The organism is Campylobacter lanienae NCTC 13004 (assembly GCF_002139935.1).
Lineage (GTDB): Bacteria > Campylobacterota > Campylobacteria > Campylobacterales > Campylobacteraceae > Campylobacter > Campylobacter lanienae.
Window position 1 is genome coordinate 479,375 of sequence record NZ_CP015578.1, and the last position, 15,202, is coordinate 494,576.

At 34.5% G+C, this 15,202-nt stretch carries 18 protein-coding genes, 5 tRNA genes and 1 pseudogene; 17 read left to right on the plus strand and 7 right to left on the minus strand.

Annotated features, from left to right (window positions below; all coding sequences use genetic code 11):
- Positions 1 to 3: 3 nt before the first annotated feature.
- On the plus strand, positions 4 to 879 hold the full coding sequence (locus CLAN_RS02450) for an MlaD family protein (RefSeq protein WP_100590508.1): 876 nt from the start codon (positions 4 to 6) through the stop codon (positions 877 to 879).
- The gene (locus tag CLAN_RS02455; RefSeq protein ID WP_100590509.1) at positions 845 to 1,411 is read left to right on the plus strand and encodes a hypothetical protein; all 567 of its coding nucleotides are present in this window, start codon (positions 845 to 847) and stop codon (positions 1,409 to 1,411) included. The genes CLAN_RS02450 and CLAN_RS02455 overlap by 35 nt, the downstream gene beginning before the upstream one ends.
- A 67-nt stretch (positions 1,412 to 1,478) precedes the next feature.
- Here CLAN_RS02455 and CLAN_RS02460 read toward each other — a convergent pair whose 3' ends face one another.
- On the minus strand, positions 1,479 to 1,919 hold the full coding sequence (locus CLAN_RS02460; RefSeq protein ID WP_096013481.1) for a hypothetical protein: 441 nt from the start codon (positions 1,917 to 1,919) through the stop codon (positions 1,479 to 1,481).
- Positions 1,906 to 2,430, minus strand: coding sequence for a hypothetical protein (locus CLAN_RS02465; protein WP_086298223.1), 525 nt, complete (start codon positions 2,428 to 2,430; stop codon positions 1,906 to 1,908). The genes CLAN_RS02460 and CLAN_RS02465 overlap by 14 nt, the downstream gene beginning before the upstream one ends.
- 125 nt (positions 2,431 to 2,555) lie before the next feature.
- On the opposite strand from CLAN_RS02465, the gene CLAN_RS02470 reads away from it, so the two are divergent.
- Positions 2,556 to 2,750 (plus strand): hypothetical protein, encoded by a 195-nt coding sequence (locus tag CLAN_RS02470; RefSeq protein WP_086228798.1) that lies wholly within the window; start codon positions 2,556 to 2,558, stop codon positions 2,748 to 2,750.
- 39 nt (positions 2,751 to 2,789) lie between these two features.
- Here CLAN_RS02470 and lgt read toward each other — a convergent pair whose 3' ends face one another.
- From lgt to CLAN_RS02495, 5 genes are read right to left on the minus strand one after another with little or no spacing between them, the layout of a single operon-like run.
- The gene (lgt, locus tag CLAN_RS02475) at positions 2,790 to 3,581 is read right to left on the minus strand and encodes a prolipoprotein diacylglyceryl transferase (protein WP_096013684.1); all 792 of its coding nucleotides are present in this window, start codon (positions 3,579 to 3,581) and stop codon (positions 2,790 to 2,792) included.
- A 22-nt stretch (positions 3,582 to 3,603) separates the two neighbouring features.
- Positions 3,604 to 4,155, minus strand: a complete 552-nt coding sequence (locus CLAN_RS02480) for a hypothetical protein (RefSeq protein WP_096013480.1) — start codon at positions 4,153 to 4,155, stop codon at positions 3,604 to 3,606.
- A gap of 42 nt (positions 4,156 to 4,197) precedes the next feature.
- Positions 4,198 to 5,340: a Y-family DNA polymerase gene (locus tag CLAN_RS02485; protein ID WP_096013479.1), complete on the minus strand. Its 1,143-nt coding sequence runs from the start codon at positions 5,338 to 5,340 to the stop codon at positions 4,198 to 4,200.
- Between the two features lie 4 nt (positions 5,341 to 5,344).
- Positions 5,345 to 7,483 carry a heavy metal translocating P-type ATPase gene (locus CLAN_RS02490; RefSeq protein WP_232045856.1) on the minus strand — a complete coding sequence of 713 codons (2,139 nt, stop codon included), beginning with the start codon at positions 7,481 to 7,483 and terminating at the stop codon, positions 5,345 to 5,347.
- 8 nt (positions 7,484 to 7,491) lie between these two features.
- On the minus strand, positions 7,492 to 7,695 hold the full coding sequence (locus CLAN_RS02495) for a heavy-metal-associated domain-containing protein (protein ID WP_096013478.1): 204 nt from the start codon (positions 7,693 to 7,695) through the stop codon (positions 7,492 to 7,494).
- A 111-nt stretch (positions 7,696 to 7,806) separates the two neighbouring features.
- Between CLAN_RS02495 and CLAN_RS02500 the strand changes: the two genes are divergently transcribed.
- From CLAN_RS02500 to rplA, 14 genes and pseudogenes are all read left to right on the plus strand, one after another.
- Entirely contained in the window at positions 7,807 to 8,514 is a 708-nt protein-coding gene (locus tag CLAN_RS02500) for a YebC/PmpR family DNA-binding transcriptional regulator (RefSeq protein WP_086229551.1), read from the plus strand.
- Positions 8,515 to 8,523: 9 nt separating this feature from the next.
- On the plus strand, positions 8,524 to 9,012 hold the full coding sequence (locus tag CLAN_RS02505; protein ID WP_086234262.1) for a peptidylprolyl isomerase: 489 nt from the start codon (positions 8,524 to 8,526) through the stop codon (positions 9,010 to 9,012).
- Positions 9,013 to 10,459: 1,447 nt separating this feature from the next.
- Positions 10,460 to 10,954: pseudogene (locus CLAN_RS08480) on the plus strand (methyl-accepting chemotaxis protein); the annotation flags it as partial.
- A gap of 105 nt (positions 10,955 to 11,059) precedes the next feature.
- Positions 11,060 to 11,135 (plus strand) — tRNA-Thr (locus CLAN_RS02515).
- 61 nt (positions 11,136 to 11,196) lie between these two features.
- Positions 11,197 to 11,281: transfer RNA gene (locus CLAN_RS02520), tRNA-Tyr, on the plus strand.
- Between the two features lie 9 nt (positions 11,282 to 11,290).
- Positions 11,291 to 11,367 (plus strand) — tRNA-Gly (locus CLAN_RS02525).
- 138 nt (positions 11,368 to 11,505) lie between these two features.
- Positions 11,506 to 11,580: transfer RNA gene (locus CLAN_RS02530), tRNA-Thr, on the plus strand.
- Between the two features lie 72 nt (positions 11,581 to 11,652).
- Entirely contained in the window at positions 11,653 to 12,852 is a 1,200-nt protein-coding gene (gene tuf, locus CLAN_RS02535; protein ID WP_096013476.1) for an elongation factor Tu, read from the plus strand.
- Between the two features lie 49 nt (positions 12,853 to 12,901).
- Positions 12,902 to 13,069, plus strand: a complete 168-nt coding sequence (gene rpmG / locus CLAN_RS02540) for a 50S ribosomal protein L33 (RefSeq protein WP_086226555.1) — start codon at positions 12,902 to 12,904, stop codon at positions 13,067 to 13,069.
- Between the two features lie 25 nt (positions 13,070 to 13,094).
- Positions 13,095 to 13,170, plus strand: a tRNA-Trp gene (locus CLAN_RS02545).
- 13 nt (positions 13,171 to 13,183) lie between these two features.
- Positions 13,184 to 13,363, plus strand: coding sequence for a preprotein translocase subunit SecE (gene secE, locus CLAN_RS02550; RefSeq protein WP_086246780.1), 180 nt, complete (start codon positions 13,184 to 13,186; stop codon positions 13,361 to 13,363).
- Between the two features lie 9 nt (positions 13,364 to 13,372).
- Positions 13,373 to 13,903 carry a transcription termination/antitermination protein NusG gene (gene nusG / locus CLAN_RS02555; RefSeq protein WP_096013475.1) on the plus strand — a complete coding sequence of 177 codons (531 nt, stop codon included), beginning with the start codon at positions 13,373 to 13,375 and terminating at the stop codon, positions 13,901 to 13,903.
- Between the two features lie 11 nt (positions 13,904 to 13,914).
- A complete protein-coding gene (gene rplK, locus CLAN_RS02560) occupies positions 13,915 to 14,340 on the plus strand; it encodes a 50S ribosomal protein L11 (protein WP_096013474.1) in 426 nt (141 codons plus the stop codon).
- A 55-nt stretch (positions 14,341 to 14,395) separates the two neighbouring features.
- Complete coding sequence (gene rplA / locus CLAN_RS02565; protein WP_096013473.1) at positions 14,396 to 15,100, plus strand: 50S ribosomal protein L1; 705 nt, start codon at positions 14,396 to 14,398, stop codon at positions 15,098 to 15,100.
- Positions 15,101 to 15,202: the final 102 nt, after the last annotated feature.

Sequence of the window (15,202 nt, forward strand, 5' to 3'; positions counted from 1 at the left end):
AATATGGAAAATAAAAACTCATACTTTATAGCTGGGCTGTTTTTTTGCTTGGTTTTGGGCTTTATAGGGGTATTTTTGCTATTTATGCAAGGTTATGATAATAGAGATTTAAGGGATTACTATATAGTTACAAAAGAGTTACCAAATGGGCTTAAAAAAGATAGCGAAGTGCGTTTTGTAGGTGTCCCTGCGGGATATGTAAAGGATATATATTTTAAAGATCCTAGCTTGGCTATTATCGAAATTCGGCTTAGTTTGAGCGATGATCTACCTATAAAAACAGATAGCAAAGCGATTGTGGAGAGATCTGGAATTAGCGGAATTGCACATATCAATATCACAAAAGGTAGCGATAAGGCTATGGTATTTGATAAAAAAGAGCGTGCTCAAATAGAGATTGGCGAAGGATTATTGGATAAAATAGGCACCAAAACGGCAAATTTGGCCGAGAGTTTAGATAGAATAGCAAATAAAATTGATGTATCATTAAAGCAAGAAAATTTAGATAAATTAGTAAATTCAATTGATCGCTTAAATTCACTAATGAGCGTTATAGGAAGTAGTGAGAATTTGGGCAAAATAGATAATATAATTTCAAATATAGATATGATAACTTATGATTTAAATAGGGCTAATTTGCCAAAGGTTATTAATAATTTAGATAAGACTATTAGCAATATTGATGCGACTTGGGTTAATATAGATAATAGAATAAAAGATGGTCAAATAGACTTTAAATCCATACTTAATCCTACTTTAAATTCCGCTATGGAGAGTATTGAGAATTTAAATGATCTATTAACACAGATAAAAAATAATTTAAATAATTTGGAGGATAATCCTTATGAGTTTTTATTTAAAAATAGGGTTGATGAGTAGAATTTGTCTTGGGGCTATATCAGCTTTTATGTTAAGTGGTTGTTTGGCTAAAAATGCTAACAAGCTAGAGTATTATGAGATTGGATATGATGAGAGTAGTAGAAATTTAATCTGCGATAGGCGGGCTGATAGATTTGTCAATTTAGCATATATCAAGGCTCAAAGCGGCTATGATAGCAGGGATATAATCATCAAAAATGGAACAAATATATCCAAAATGAAAGATATAAAATATATCGCCACCCCAAAAGATATGCTTAAAAAGGCGCTTATGCTCTATATGTATAATAACTGCCATGTGAAATTCGCCAGCGATGCGACACTGCAAATGGGGCTAAATATCATTGAGATGAGCCTTAGGGATGATATAGCTTTTATCCAGATTGCTGTAGAGCTAAAAGATAGCGATAAGATGGCATTAAGCGATATAATCACTATAGAACAAAGTTATGAAACCAACCCCATAAATGCTTTAAATATGGCATTAAACAAAGCTTTAGAGCGTATCCATAGCTTAGTACTCGAGTTATAGATGATCGGAAATTATCATAAAGCTAAATTTAAATAGTAACAAGCCTAGAAATCTAGGCTTAAAAAGATTATTCATGTAATTGAGTATTTATAATCTCTTTTTGACAAGTCTCCATATCTACTTGTTCTATAGTAGCAGCCGTCATTATGCTCATCGCAACTGTTGATCTCATGCAATATATTTTTTGATTTTCTGTATCTATGGTTATTGAGCCTTCAGCCATAGTATCAGTTTTAATCTCTATTTCTCTATTGGCAAAAACCTGAGTATATAGATAAGAGCCATTACTAATTAAGCCAATAACTCTTTCTTCTTCACCATCATTTAATATAGCATTATATCTAATTCCTCCACCGTAAAATGCAGTAGGTCTATAGATATAAATCGAAGCATTACCATCGGCTGGTTGTTCAAATTTATCAAAATAAGCCCCTTTAGCACCGCATCCAGTAAAAATAATTGTTATAGCAGTGATGGTTAAAACTGCAAAACTTTTATTTAAATACATTAAATTCTCCTTTTTCAAATTTAATATTTATCTGTTGTTGTAGATTTTTTTGAATTTCAGGAATGCATAGCTTTCTTAATTTTGTTAAGTTACCTTGTGAAAATACATTTCTATCTTGATTGCTATTACATAGCGCAGCAATAACAAGTTGTCCATTTTCATTAAAAAATCTTAAACTAGCTCCAAGTTGTAAAGTTTTATCGCCTATTGAAGCTCCAAATATTGCAAATGGATTAAATAATTGATGAGCAAAATCCATTTCTGCGCTTGCTTGAGCGATATTATGTACAAAATAATATTCCACATTAATAGGAGCATCATCTTTTATTATAACATTACTTGGTAGATACTTTTTCATATATGTTTTATTACTATCAAATTTAGCGTAAATTATTTGTTCATTAAAACTTTGCTTTTCAATGCTTGGCGTAACTTTCACTGTAGCCTTAGTGCAGCCTGTTAAAGCTAAAATTATTACAGTAAGAATAAAACAGTTAAAAAACTTAAACATTTCAACCCCTTTTGCAAATTTAGTCAGGTAAAGGCGAATTATAAGACATTAAGTCTAAATTTTTAATAAATTTACGAAATAATATCCGAATTTTTATTTAAATACAAATCTGCTAATCTACTACTATGAAATACACTATGCAAGATAAAGCGCGGATACTACGCACCACTACTAGAACACTACAAAGATGGCGAACAACAAAGCCTGAGCTATATGCGATTATCGAGGCTGGATTTAAGCTATACGAGATGATTGAGAGCGAAGAAGAGATAACTAAGGATATCAAAAATATATTAAAAGAATCACTTAAAAATAGGTAAATTCATAATAATCCAATATAGTGGCAAATGTAATTGCCGCTATATTGGCTTCTCTTTTTTAATAAATTTAAGCCAAAAGTATAGCCAAAGACCAAAGCCAAACATAATAATAGAGAGAATTTGCCCCATACTTAGTCCAAATGCGACAAACCCAATACCAAAATCAGGCTCTCTATAAAATTCACAAATAAATCTCATAATAGGATAAAGCATAGCATAAAGGGCGATTAATTCGCCATTAAATTTTTTATAATGTCTATAAAAATACAAAATCACAAATATCACCACCCCTTCAAGCATAGCTTCATAAATTTGACTAGGATGGCGAAGCACTCCAGCGCTCACTACGCCCCAGCTCACATCAGTAGGGCGACCTATTAACTCTTGGTTTAAGAAATTGCCAATCCTACCAAAGATATATCCCAAAGGCACACTGATAGCCACAAGATCTAAATATAAAAATATATTTTGTTTATATCGATAAGAAAATAGTATAGTAGCAAGGATAAATCCAACCAGAGCTCCATGATAGCTCATCCCTCTAATACCTACAAATTCACCATTTATAAATGGATTAAATATCTGCCAAGGCTGAGTGAGATAGTATAGGGTATTTGGGTCATAAATGATGATATAGCCTAGCCTAGCGCCTAAAATTACGCCTATTTCAACCCAGAAAAAGTAGCTATCTAAAAGGGAATTTGAGATTGGAATTTTATCTTTTTTGACAAAATATTTGGCCACCCAAAGAGCGATTAAAAGAGCCAAAACATACATAATCCCATACCAATGAACGCTTATCCCAAATAGGCTAAATGCCACGGGATTCATATTTAAATAGATTAAATTCCAGCTATTGAATGTCAATTTTGAGTCCTAAATTTGCTTTAATAGTCTTGATAAAATCCATTATCAATTCAGCCATAGCTTGATAATACGGAGTTTTGGCGTTGTATCTTAGGAATTTAGCAAACAATATAAGGCTAGGCAATAGATAATTTGTCAGATACAGACCCAAAAGAGCGTGAGTTTTGTCGTTTGTATCATTTTTGAAAATCACACCAAGAAGTGAGAGCATATTTGATATATGCGTAGGACGCAGATTTGTAAATGGTTTATTAAAATTTATCTGTTTATAAAAATTATCTATATCTTCATCATTAATTTGCTTAAAAAATTTTAAAGAACAAGCCCCCTTAAAGCTATCCAAATCCGCAGCTATATCACTAGAATTACAGCTAGATAAGGCTTTAATTAAGAGTTCATTACCTTTGGTATTTTCTGGATTTTGGGTCTTTAAAATCCAATTTGGTTTGAGTTTTTTAAGAGCTTCATCGGTGATGGCATCTGCGAAATTTGACGCAAAAATCATACAAATAATTGAGTAAGCCTCGGCTACTTTCATAAATTTTCCTTAAATTTTTGGTGGATTTTAGCTAAATTTTGCTTAAAACTCAGATAGAGTCTTGATCGCATCGATACCATATTTTTTTTGAATTTCAATTATCGCGCTACTGATTTTGCTATTTTTGGGATTTTGATTATCAAATAGCGTTATCTCTTTTTGCTTGTCAAAACCAGCTGCGCATAGGCTTAAATAGTTTATCTCATACTCTTTAAATTTATCCAAATTTACGAGCATCTCACGCACTTTTTGCTCCAATAATTTATGGGTGAAATGCTCATTTATACTCACACTAGCACTAGATGGCTCTTGGCCTTTATAGCGAATTTTCAGCTCAAATTTGCTTGGGCTCATCGCTTGTGAAGCGACTGAAAAATATAGATGCCTACATAGTATCATAACTCTTTTATCAATCTCATCTCTATTTTTAATGGGGCTAAAACTTCTAGCGATGGCTAGGGATTTTTTGGGTTGATTTTTAATAATTTTATCTTTATACTTTAGAGTTAAAGAGTTATATAAATTTAGAGCATTTTTACCTAAATTATCAAATATTTGCCCAGCATATAAAGCATCTTTTATAGTGGAAATTCCATATTTACTAAGATTTTTATATAAGCTTTTGCCAACGCCTGGTAGCATTGAAATAGCTAGATTTTCTACTTCATAAGCACTATTTATCTGATATATTTTACTAGGTTTGGCTAGGTCAGTTGCGAGTTTGGCTAGAAGCTTATTTGGGGCTATGCCTATACTACATGGTAAATTCAAAATATTATTAATTTCAAATTTGAGTTTTTTAGCAAATTCTAAAGGATTATTATCAAATTTCGTCCCGCTTAAATCCACAAAACACTCATCAATGCTATATTTTTCTATCTCATCAGTGTAGTTTAAAAGTAGCTTGTAGAGCTGATTGGATAAGTTGTGGTATAGATTGAAATCTGTGGGGATTAAGATCAGCTCTGGGCAAATTTTTTTGGCTAAATTTGCGTGCATAGCACAGCGGATTCCGACAGAGCGAGCCTCATAAGAAGCGCTTAATATTATGCCAATATCTTGATAATCGCCAAATATATCAAATTTGCTTCCACTTGCTACGGCTGCTTTTTTGCCGATTAAGCTTTTATCGATAGTGGATGCAGCGCTGATAAAAAACGCATCAAGATCAATATGAATAAACATAAATTTAAATTTTACTAAGCTTTAATCTAAGCGAATTTAAAACCACACTAATAGAGCTAAGACTCATAGCAAATGCCGCCCACATAGGCGTTAGATGAATTCCAAAATGAGGCTCCAAAACTCCAGCAGCTACAGGGATACAAAGGGCATTATAGCCAAAAGCCCAAATCAAATTTTGTTTTATTGTGGTGCTACTTTTTTGAGCTAAATTTAATGTTTTTAAGACGCCATTTAGATTATTTCTCATCAAAATTATATCGGCGCTATTTTTGGCTAGGTCGCTACCTGAGTTCATAGCTATAGATATATCAGCAGCCCTTAATGCGGCTGCATCGTTGATGCCATCAGCGATGAAGGCGACTTTGCCAGATTGTTTTAAATTCTCTATTATCTCATATTTTTGTTGTGGCAAAACCTCACTATAAACCATATCTATATCAAGCTCTTTGGCTACTAAATTGCTGATTTTATGGCTATCACCGCTTAAAATAACCGGAGTTATATTTTGTGATTTTAGGCTCTTTATAATCTCTTTTGCCTCAGGCTTTATAGTATCGCTAATTGCGATATATCCGCTAAATTCGCCATCAATCGCTACTAAGATAACCCCATAGCCAATATCCATTTTTTGCTCTATTATAGCCTTTTTACTCTCATCTATAAATATTTTATTTAAGTTTAGTAATCTCTCATTGCCAATTAAGATATTATCACCTTTAATCCCAAGCCCGCTAATATACTCAAATTTAGCTTGAAATTTTGTATCTATCAGCTCTTTGGCGTATTGCGCTATTGCCTTTGAGATGGGGTGAGAGCTTAAGGCTGAAATACTAGCTACTAATGATAAACTCTCTTGATTTAAATTTGTTTCTATCACGCTGATATCGCCAGTTGTGATGGTGCCAGTTTTGTCAAATACTGCAAATTTGAGATTGCTAAACTGCTCTAAGGCAGATGGATTTTTGATTAAAATAGAGTGTTTTAAAGCTAGTGAAATAGCGCATACCACAGCAATCGGAGTAGCTAGTCCAAGAGCGCAAGGGCATGAGATGATAAGCACACAAATAGCGCTTAAAATCCCTTGAAAAGGCATATTCGCACTCATCCAAGCTAAAAGGGTAACCACCGCCACGCCAACAACGCTAGGAACAAAGATATTAGCCACCTTATCAGCTAGTTTGGAGATGGCTAGTTTTTTGCTTGCTGCGGTTTGGATGAGTTTTGAAATTTGAGCTAAAAGAGTTGAATCTGGATTTTTGCTAACTTTGATTAATATATGACCATTACAGACCAAAGTCCCACTATAAACCTCTTGAGCCACGCTACGATATACAGGCATACTCTCGCCATTTATCGCACTTGTATCAATCTCAGCTCCACCATTTGTTATCACGCCATCGCATGGGATGATAGAGCCTGTTTTGACTAGAACTATATCACCGATTTTAAGCCTATTTGCCTCTATCTCTTTGGTGCTACCATCACTAGTTATGATAAAGGCTTTAGTGGGGCTTAAATCCATTAAGGATTTTAAGTGAGATAGGGCTAAGGCCTTGGCTTTGGACTCTAGATATCTACCAAGCAAAACAAATGATAGTATCATAGTTGCGCCGCTAAAATATAGATAGTTTAGATTTGTTGGAATTTGATTATGAAAAATTGTAGCAAAAATAGAGTAGCAAAATGCGCAAAAAGTGCCTAAAAATATTAGCACATTCATATCATAATTACGCTCTTTTAAGCTCTTTATAGCATGAGAATAAAACCCAAACCCACAATAAAACACCCCAATACTAGCTAGTATAATCATCACTATTTTAAGATCATGCCCGCCCATCTCTATCCACATTAAAATCACGCTTATAATGGTGCAGATGATAAATTTGGTTTTAAGGCTTTTTAGCTCTTTTTGTTGTGATATCTCTAGCTCATTTTGGCTTTTAGCTATGTTAAAACCAAGCTTAATTATCTTATCTTTAAGGGCTTGTATATCGGCATCTTTTTCATATTCAAAAATCCCGCAATGAGTGTTAAAATCAACATTTGCTGATTTAATGCCAGGGATTTTTAAGGCTGATTTGGCAATTGAGTTAGCACAATTAACACAGCTCATACCGCCAATTTTTAGCTCAATTTTTTTCAATTATAATCCTAAATTTCTCTTATAATCTCAAACCCAAGCTCATCTAATTCATCTATAAATTTAGCTTTGGTTTGATTATCAGTTATATTGACATTTAAAATTTTTGGCTCACAAGATAGATCAATATCGATATCTCCAAATTCATCTTCAAGAGAATTCTTAATCAAATTTACACAACTTTGGCAATTGATATTTTTAACTTCAAATTTCACGATTTATCCTAAATTTAATTGAGATTTTAAAAATTATATAATTATATAGCTAATTAAAATTTAACGATTTTTTGATATAATTACCGCCTTAGAAAATCCAAAAGGACAAAAATGGGACGAGCATTTGAGTATAGAAGAGCTAGTAAAGAGGCTAGATGGGATAAGATGAGCAAGTTATTCCCAAAATTAGCCAAAGCGATCACAGTAGCGGCCAAAGAGGGCGGGAGCGATCCAGATATGAACCCAAAACTCCGCTCAGCCATAGCTACAGCCAAAGCTCAAAATATGCCAAAAGATAATATTGACGCAGCAATCAAAAGAGCAAGCGGCAAAGATAGTAGCGATATCAAAACGATATTTTATGATGGTAAGGCTGCTCACGGCGTTCAAATCATCGTAGAAGCAGCTACTGATAATGCCACTAGGACAGTAGCAAATGTAAAGGCTATATTTAACAAAAATGGTGGAGAGATTTTACCAAGTGGTAGCCTTAGTTTTATGTTTAGTCGTAAGGCGGTATTTGAAGTAGAGTTACCAAGTGGCGATCTAGAAGAGTTGGAATTAGAGCTTATAGATTATGGTCTTGAGTTATTAGAACAAGGCGAAGATAGCTTGATGATATATGGTGATTATAAGAGCTTTGGCACACTTAGTGATGGGATTGAGAAGTGCAATTTAACACTTAAAAAAGGTAGCTTACAATACATTCCAAATTCCACAATTTCGCTCAATGATGAAGAGCTTAGCGAGATTGAAAAGCTTTTAGATAAGCTTGATGATGACGATGATATCCAAGCAGTATATACAAATATAGAATAAGGAGAATTAATGGAAGAGTTAAAAATATATGATATAGATACCAATGAATTATCTAAATGTAAATTCGCAGTTATCAAAACAGATAAAGGCGATATGATAGCCGAGTTATATCCAGATGAGACCCCACAAACTGTAGCTAACTTTGTAGAATTAGCTAAATCTGGATTTTATGATGGACTTAATTTTCATAGAGTTATACCAAATTTCGTTATCCAAGGTGGTTGCCCGTACGGTAATGGAGTTGGTGGCCCAGGTTGGAGAATCAAATGCGAATGTGTCGGTCAAAAACGCAAACATAATAGAGGTAGCCTAAGCATGGCGCACGCTGGCAGAGATACAGGCGGTAGCCAATTTTTCGTATGCCATAGCCCACAACCACATCTTAATGGCGTCCATACTATATTTGGCGAGTTAATAGATGATGAGAGTAAGAGTGTTTTAGATGCGATTAGACAAGGGGATAAAATCACTACTATAGAGATCAAAGAGAGTTTATAAACTCAATTATATTTATTGCGTGAGTTTTCTCACGCTAAGTTAAAAATTTTTTAAATAAATTATTAATATTATCCACAAACTTAAGCAATATTTAACTACAATGTTAGTATTATAACAAAATCTAATTTTTACTATTTTAAGGATTTTTATGAAATTCACTACTTTGTTTTATGCTATTTTTGGAGCAATCTTTGTTGCTATTGTGCTAAATTTGATAGCTTTAGTTGAAGTTATCGGGGTGCAAGGTGAGCTAATTGAAGCTTCTGAAAAACGATATCAGTCATATTTGCTTGCTGATGAGCTTCGCCAAAGCTCAGATGATTTGACTAGACTTGCTCGTGCATATAGTGTAACAGGTGATAGTAGTTATGTAGATCAATATAACTCAATTTTAAATATCCGTAATGGTAAGGCGCCACGCCCTATAGAGTATGATAGAATTTATTGGGATTTTGTAGCAGCAACAGGCCAAAAGCCTCGCCCAGATAGTAATGAGATGATCTCTTTAACGCAAAAAATGGAGAATTTAGGATTTAGCCAAGCTGAATTAGCAAAGTTAAAAGAGTCAGAAAATCGCTCAAATAATTTAGTAGGCATAGAGACAAAGGCTATGAATGCTGTCATTGGTAAATTCGCAGATGATTCTGGTAGATATACTATTTCAGGCGAGCCAGACAGAGAATTAGCTATGAATCTTACTCACTCTAAAGAGTATCATATCGAAAAAGCTAAAATTATGGAGCCTATTGATGAATTTTTCGTAATGCTAAAAAAGAGAACCACCGATGAAGTCCAATCCAAAATCGATAAAACAGATCTATATTTTAATGCGACAATCGGATTATTTATCATCAATATTATAATAATAGTTGTTGGCTCTATCTTACTTCGTAAAAAAATCGGCCAAATCGAAGTTGTCAGCGATGGTCTTAGAGGATTTTTCGCCTTCCTTGGTAATGAAAAAGAAGATTGCAAAACTATAAATATAAACTCAAAAGATGAATTTGGCGTCATAGCTAAAATGATTAATCAAAATATATCAAATTTACGCATCCAAATCGGCTCTGAGCGTAAATTTATCAATGATACAGTCAATGCGCTAAAAGATCTATCCCAAGGTAGTTTTGGAGTTCGCTTAAATAATAATTGTAACTCTCCACTAATGAAACAACTACAAGAGACGCTAAATAACATGGCCTTAGCACTTGAAAAAAATGTAAATGAGATAGTTAAAATTATAGCCAAATACTCAGAGCATGACTATACTCAAAGAGCCTCAAATGAGAATTTAAAACACTATCTTCTTAAAATGGCAGATGGTATAAACGGACTTGGAGACTCAACAGTAGCTATGCTAAAACTATCTCAAAAATCCAGTCAAACACTATATGAAGCATCACACAAGATGAAAGATGGAATTGATAAATTAAATGAATCCTCAAAACTTCAAGTCAATTCACTACAAGAGAGTGCTGCAGCCGTTGAAGAACTAAGCAGCTCAATGAATTCCATAAATGAAAGAGCAGATGAGGTTATCAAACAAAGTGATGATATAAAAAATATTATAACCATAATTAAAGATATAGCAGAACAGACCAATCTGCTTGCTCTAAATGCCGCTATAGAAGCAGCTCGTGCCGGTGAGCATGGTAGGGGATTTTCAGTCGTGGCTGATGAGGTGCGAACCTTAGCTGAAAAAACAGGCAAATCTCTTACAGAAATTGAAGCTAATGTAAATATCCTAACTCAAAGCATCACTGATATGAGCTCTAGTATCCACGAACAAACAGCAGCTATCAATCAGATTAATGAAGCTATGAGTGTAATAGGCGATGGGACAGAGAGAAACCACGAAGAGACAAATAAAATAGCTAGTATTTCAAACGATGTAGAGACAATGAGCGAAGAGATGCTTGCTAATATCAATAAAAATAAATTTTAATTCTGATTTGCCGACTCAAAATGTCGGCAAAATTTCAATTTTTTCCAAAAAACTCTTGACAAATGTTAAATAATAAGATATAATTCCAGCTCAAAAGTTAAAGGTGCTGGTGTAGCTCAGCCGGTAGAGCAACTGCCTTGTAAGCAGTAGGTCGGCGGTTCGATTCCGTTCACCAGCTCCATTTATCTTTACAGTGTTTGACCAGATATATATAGCAATCATTTTTTAATTTATTTTTCTAAGGTGAGATACTCAAGCGGCCAACGAGGGCAGACTGTAAATCTGCTGACTATGTCTTCCGTGGTTCGAATCCACGTCTCACCACCATTGCTATATGCGGGAGTAGCTCAGTTGGCTAGAGCATCAGCCTTCCAAGCTGAGGGTCGCGGGTTCGAGTCCCGTTTCCCGCTCCATTTGGATTTGACTGGGAGCTGTCTTTTTTGAATTTATATTCTATTCTGCAGTTATTCTTAGTCATTTTTAGTTTTCGGTGTTTGTATTAATTTAGTATAACTCTGTTTTGCCAAGCTGAAGTTTCCAAATCTAGAAACGCTCATATGGCTCAGAGGTAGAGCACTTCCTTGGTAAGGAAGAGGTCGCGGGTTCAAGTCCCGCTATGAGCTCCATAAAAGTTAAAATAAGAAATACAAAAGATACAAACTTAAGTATAAAAGTTGAATTTTATAACGGAGGATACAATGGCTAAAGAGAAGTTTTCAAGAAATAAGCCACACGTAAATATTGGTACTATCGGTCACGTTGACCATGGTAAAACTACATTAACAGCTGCTATTTCTGCTGTTTTATCAAGAAAAGGTCTTGCTGAGCTTAAAGATTATGATAATATCGATAACGCTCCAGAAGAAAAAGAGAGAGGTATTACAATTGCTACTTCTCACATTGAGTATGAAACAACAAATCGCCACTATGCGCATGTTGATTGTCCAGGCCACGCTGACTATGTTAAAAATATGATCACAGGTGCCGCTCAAATGGATGGTGCTATCTTAGTTGTATCTGCTGCTGATGGCCCAATGCCGCAAACTCGTGAGCACATTTTGCTATCTCGCCAAGTTGGTGTTCCATATATAGTTGTATTTATGAATAAAGCTGATATGGTTGATGATGCTGAACTTTTAGAGCTAGTTGAAATGGAAATTCGTGAACTTCTAAATGAGTATGATTTCCCAGGTGATGATACTCCAATCATTAGCGGTTCGGCACTTCAAGCACTTGAAGAAGCTAAAGCTGGCAACGATGGCGAGTGGTCAGCTAAAATTATGGCTCTTATGGATGCTGTTGATAGCTATATACCAACTCCAGTTCGTGATACAGACAAAGATTTCTTGATGCCAATCGAAGATGTTTTCTCAATTTCTGGTCGTGGTACAGTTGTTACAGGTAGAATTGAAAAAGGTGTTGTGAAAGTTGGTGATACTATTGAAATCGTTGGTATTCGTGATACTCAAACAACAACAGTTACTGGTGTTGAGATGTTTAGAAAAGAGATGGATCAAGGCGAAGCCGGTGATAATGTTGGTGTTCTATTGCGCGGTACTAAAAAAGAAGATGTTGAGAGAGGTATGGTTTTATGTAAGCCAAAATCTATCACTCCACATACACAATTTGAAGGTGAAGTTTATATCCTAACCAAAGAAGAGGGTGGTCGCCATACTCCATTCTTTAATAACTATAGACCACAATTCTATGTTAGAACAACAGATGTTACTGGTTCAATAACTTTACCAGAAGGTACAGAGATGGTTATGCCAGGTGATAACCTTAAAATCACGGTTGAACTTATAGCTCCAGTTGCGCTAGAAGAGGGTACAAGATTTGCTATCCGTGAAGGCGGTAGAACTGTTGGTTCAGGCGTTGTATCTAAAATTATTAAGTAATTTAACTTAGTGGTGTGAGTAAAATTCACGCCACTTTTAAGGAAAAAAAATGGCAAGTGCAAATAGAGTTAAAATTGGTTTAAAATGTTCTGAATGTAATGATATTAATTACACAACAACCAAAAATAGCAAAACAAAAACTGAAAAGTTAGAGCTTAAAAAATATTGTCCAAGATTGAAAAAACATACAGTTCATAAAGAAGTTAAGCTAAAATAAGCTAACTTCTTAGCTGTATCTGCATAGGGCAGTAGCTCCAACGGTAGAGCGCCGGATTCCAAATCCGATGGTTGGGGGTTCGAATCCCTCCTGCCCTGCCACAAGAGGTTAGATATGGAAAAGTTTATAAGTTATTTAAAATTATCACGCACAGAGATAGGCAAGGTTATCTTTCCTACTAAAGAGCAAATTAGAAATGCGTTTATAACAGTTTTTGCTGTTGTAACTGTGGTATCTCTATTTTTAGCTTTGGTTGATTTGATTATGTCTTTTTCTGTTTCAAAGCTTGTATAAGGATCTGTTATGGCACATAAGTGGTATGCTATTCAAACTTATGCAGGTAGTGAGATGAGTGTCAAAAGAGCCATTGAAAATTTAGTAAAAGATCATGGCATTGAAGAGCAACTTTTAGAAGTTGTTGTTCCTACAGAAGATGTGATAGAGATTAAAAATGGCAAGCAAAAAATTAACGAAAGAAGTTTATATCCAGGTTATGCTTTTGCGCATTTAGATCTTGATACAGCACTTTGGCACAAAATTCAGTCTCTTCCTAAGGTTGGTAGATTTATCGGTGAAGCAAAAAAACCTACACCTTTGAGTGATAAAGATATAAATCTTATTTTAGAAAAGGTTAATAAAAGAGCAGCTCCTAAGCCAAAAATTTCATTTGAGGCTGGTGAGGTAGTTCGTGTTACTGAAGGTCCATTTGCAAACTTTAATGCAACTGTAGAAGAGTATGATATGGTTCATGGTAAACTTCGCTTAAATGTATCTATATTTGGTAGAAGTACGCCTGTTGAAATTATGTATTCACAAGTTGAAAAGATAGTCTAAGGAGATAGTTTATGGCTAAAAAAGTTGTAGGCGAAATTAAATTACAAATTGCAGCTACAAAAGCAAATCCAAGTCCGCCAGTTGGTCCTGCTTTGGGTCAGCAAGGTGTCAATATTATGGAATTTTGTAAGGCATTTAATGAGAGAACAAAAGATATGGCTGGTTATAATATTCCAGTTGTTATTACTGTTTATGCTGATAAAAGCTTTACATTTATCACAAAACAACCACCAGCAACAGATCTAATTAAAAAAGCTGCAGGAATCACAAAAGGTGCGGATAACCCGCTTAAAAATAAAGTAGGTCAATTAACTAAAGCTCAAATTCTTGAAATAGTAGATAAAAAAATAGTTGATATGAATACAAAAGATAGAGAGCAAGCTGCTAAAATTATAGCTGGTTCAGCTCGTTCTATGGGAATAACCGTAGTAGATTAATCCTCACCACTAGGATTTTAAATTAGTGGTAGCACTTTAAAATGCGGAGAAATTAATGTCAAAAAAAACTACAAAGAGATTTACAGAATTACTTAAAAAAGTAGATTCAAATAAAATTTATAATTTAGATGAGGCTGTATCTACAGTTAAAACACTTGCTTCAGCAAAATTTGATGAAACAGTTGAAATAGCACTTAAATTGAATGTTGATCCTAGACACGCTGATCAAATGGTTCGTGGTTCAGTAGTTTTACCTGCTGGTACTGGTAAAACTGTTAGAGTAGCTGTAATAGCTAAAGATGCTAAAGCTGATGAAGCTAAAGCAGCTGGTGCTGATATTGTTGGTGCTGAGGATTTTGTCGATGAGATTGCCAAAGGTGTTATAAATTTCGATGTCCTTATAGCTACTCCAAATTTAATGGGTTTAGTAGGTAAAATTGGCCGTCTTTTAGGCCCTAAAGGTTTAATGCCTAATCCTAAAACAGGTACTGTAACTATGGATGTTGCTCAAGCTGTTAAAAATGCTAAAGGTGGTCAAGTGAATTTCCGTGTTGATAAACAAGGAAATATCCATGCTGGTCTTGGTAAAGTAAGCTTTAGCAAAGAGCAGTTAAATGAGAATATCACTGCTTTTATAAAAACAATTAATAAGCATAAACCAGCAGCAGCAAAAGGTAAATATATCAAATCTGCTGCGCTATCTTTGACAATGAGTCCATCAATATCTCTTGAAACTCAAGAGCTCATGGATCTTAAATAATATAAATATTTTTTTTATCTTAGATTGGAGATAGCCGAGGTCTATGCTTAATTGAGTGATTTTATCACTCTCTCTGCTTGAAATCGCCGGTCGGAAAGGAGA

Excerpts from the sequence above, each read along its gene's own strand:
- rpmG (WP_086226555.1), top strand. The coding sequence starts at position 12,902 with ATGGCAAGTGCAAATAGAGTTAAAATTGGTTTAAAATGTTCTGAATGT.
- CLAN_RS02450 (WP_100590508.1), top strand. The coding sequence starts at position 4 with ATGGAAAATAAAAACTCATACTTTATAGCTGGGCTGTTTTTTTGCTTG.
- secE (WP_086246780.1), top strand. The coding sequence starts at position 13,184 with ATGGAAAAGTTTATAAGTTATTTAAAATTATCACGCACAGAGATAGGC.
- rplA (WP_096013473.1), top strand. The coding sequence starts at position 14,396 with ATGTCAAAAAAAACTACAAAGAGATTTACAGAATTACTTAAAAAAGTA.
- CLAN_RS02470 (WP_086228798.1), top strand. The coding sequence starts at position 2,556 with ATGAAATACACTATGCAAGATAAAGCGCGGATACTACGCACCACTACT.
- CLAN_RS02460 (WP_096013481.1), bottom strand. The coding sequence starts at position 1,919 with ATGTATTTAAATAAAAGTTTTGCAGTTTTAACCATCACTGCTATAACA.
- CLAN_RS02480 (WP_096013480.1), bottom strand. The coding sequence starts at position 4,155 with ATGAAAGTAGCCGAGGCTTACTCAATTATTTGTATGATTTTTGCGTCA.
- CLAN_RS02485 (WP_096013479.1), bottom strand. The coding sequence starts at position 5,340 with ATGTTTATTCATATTGATCTTGATGCGTTTTTTATCAGCGCTGCATCC.
- CLAN_RS02505 (WP_086234262.1), top strand. The coding sequence starts at position 8,524 with ATGGAAGAGTTAAAAATATATGATATAGATACCAATGAATTATCTAAA.
- rplK (WP_096013474.1), top strand. The coding sequence starts at position 13,915 with ATGGCTAAAAAAGTTGTAGGCGAAATTAAATTACAAATTGCAGCTACA.
- nusG (WP_096013475.1), top strand. The coding sequence starts at position 13,373 with ATGGCACATAAGTGGTATGCTATTCAAACTTATGCAGGTAGTGAGATG.
- CLAN_RS02500 (WP_086229551.1), top strand. The coding sequence starts at position 7,807 with ATGGGACGAGCATTTGAGTATAGAAGAGCTAGTAAAGAGGCTAGATGG.
- CLAN_RS02455 (WP_100590509.1), top strand. The coding sequence starts at position 845 with ATGAGTTTTTATTTAAAAATAGGGTTGATGAGTAGAATTTGTCTTGGG.
- CLAN_RS02465 (WP_086298223.1), bottom strand. The coding sequence starts at position 2,430 with ATGTTTAAGTTTTTTAACTGTTTTATTCTTACTGTAATAATTTTAGCT.
- tuf (WP_096013476.1), top strand. The coding sequence starts at position 11,653 with ATGGCTAAAGAGAAGTTTTCAAGAAATAAGCCACACGTAAATATTGGT.
- lgt (WP_096013684.1), bottom strand. The coding sequence starts at position 3,581 with ATGAATCCCGTGGCATTTAGCCTATTTGGGATAAGCGTTCATTGGTAT.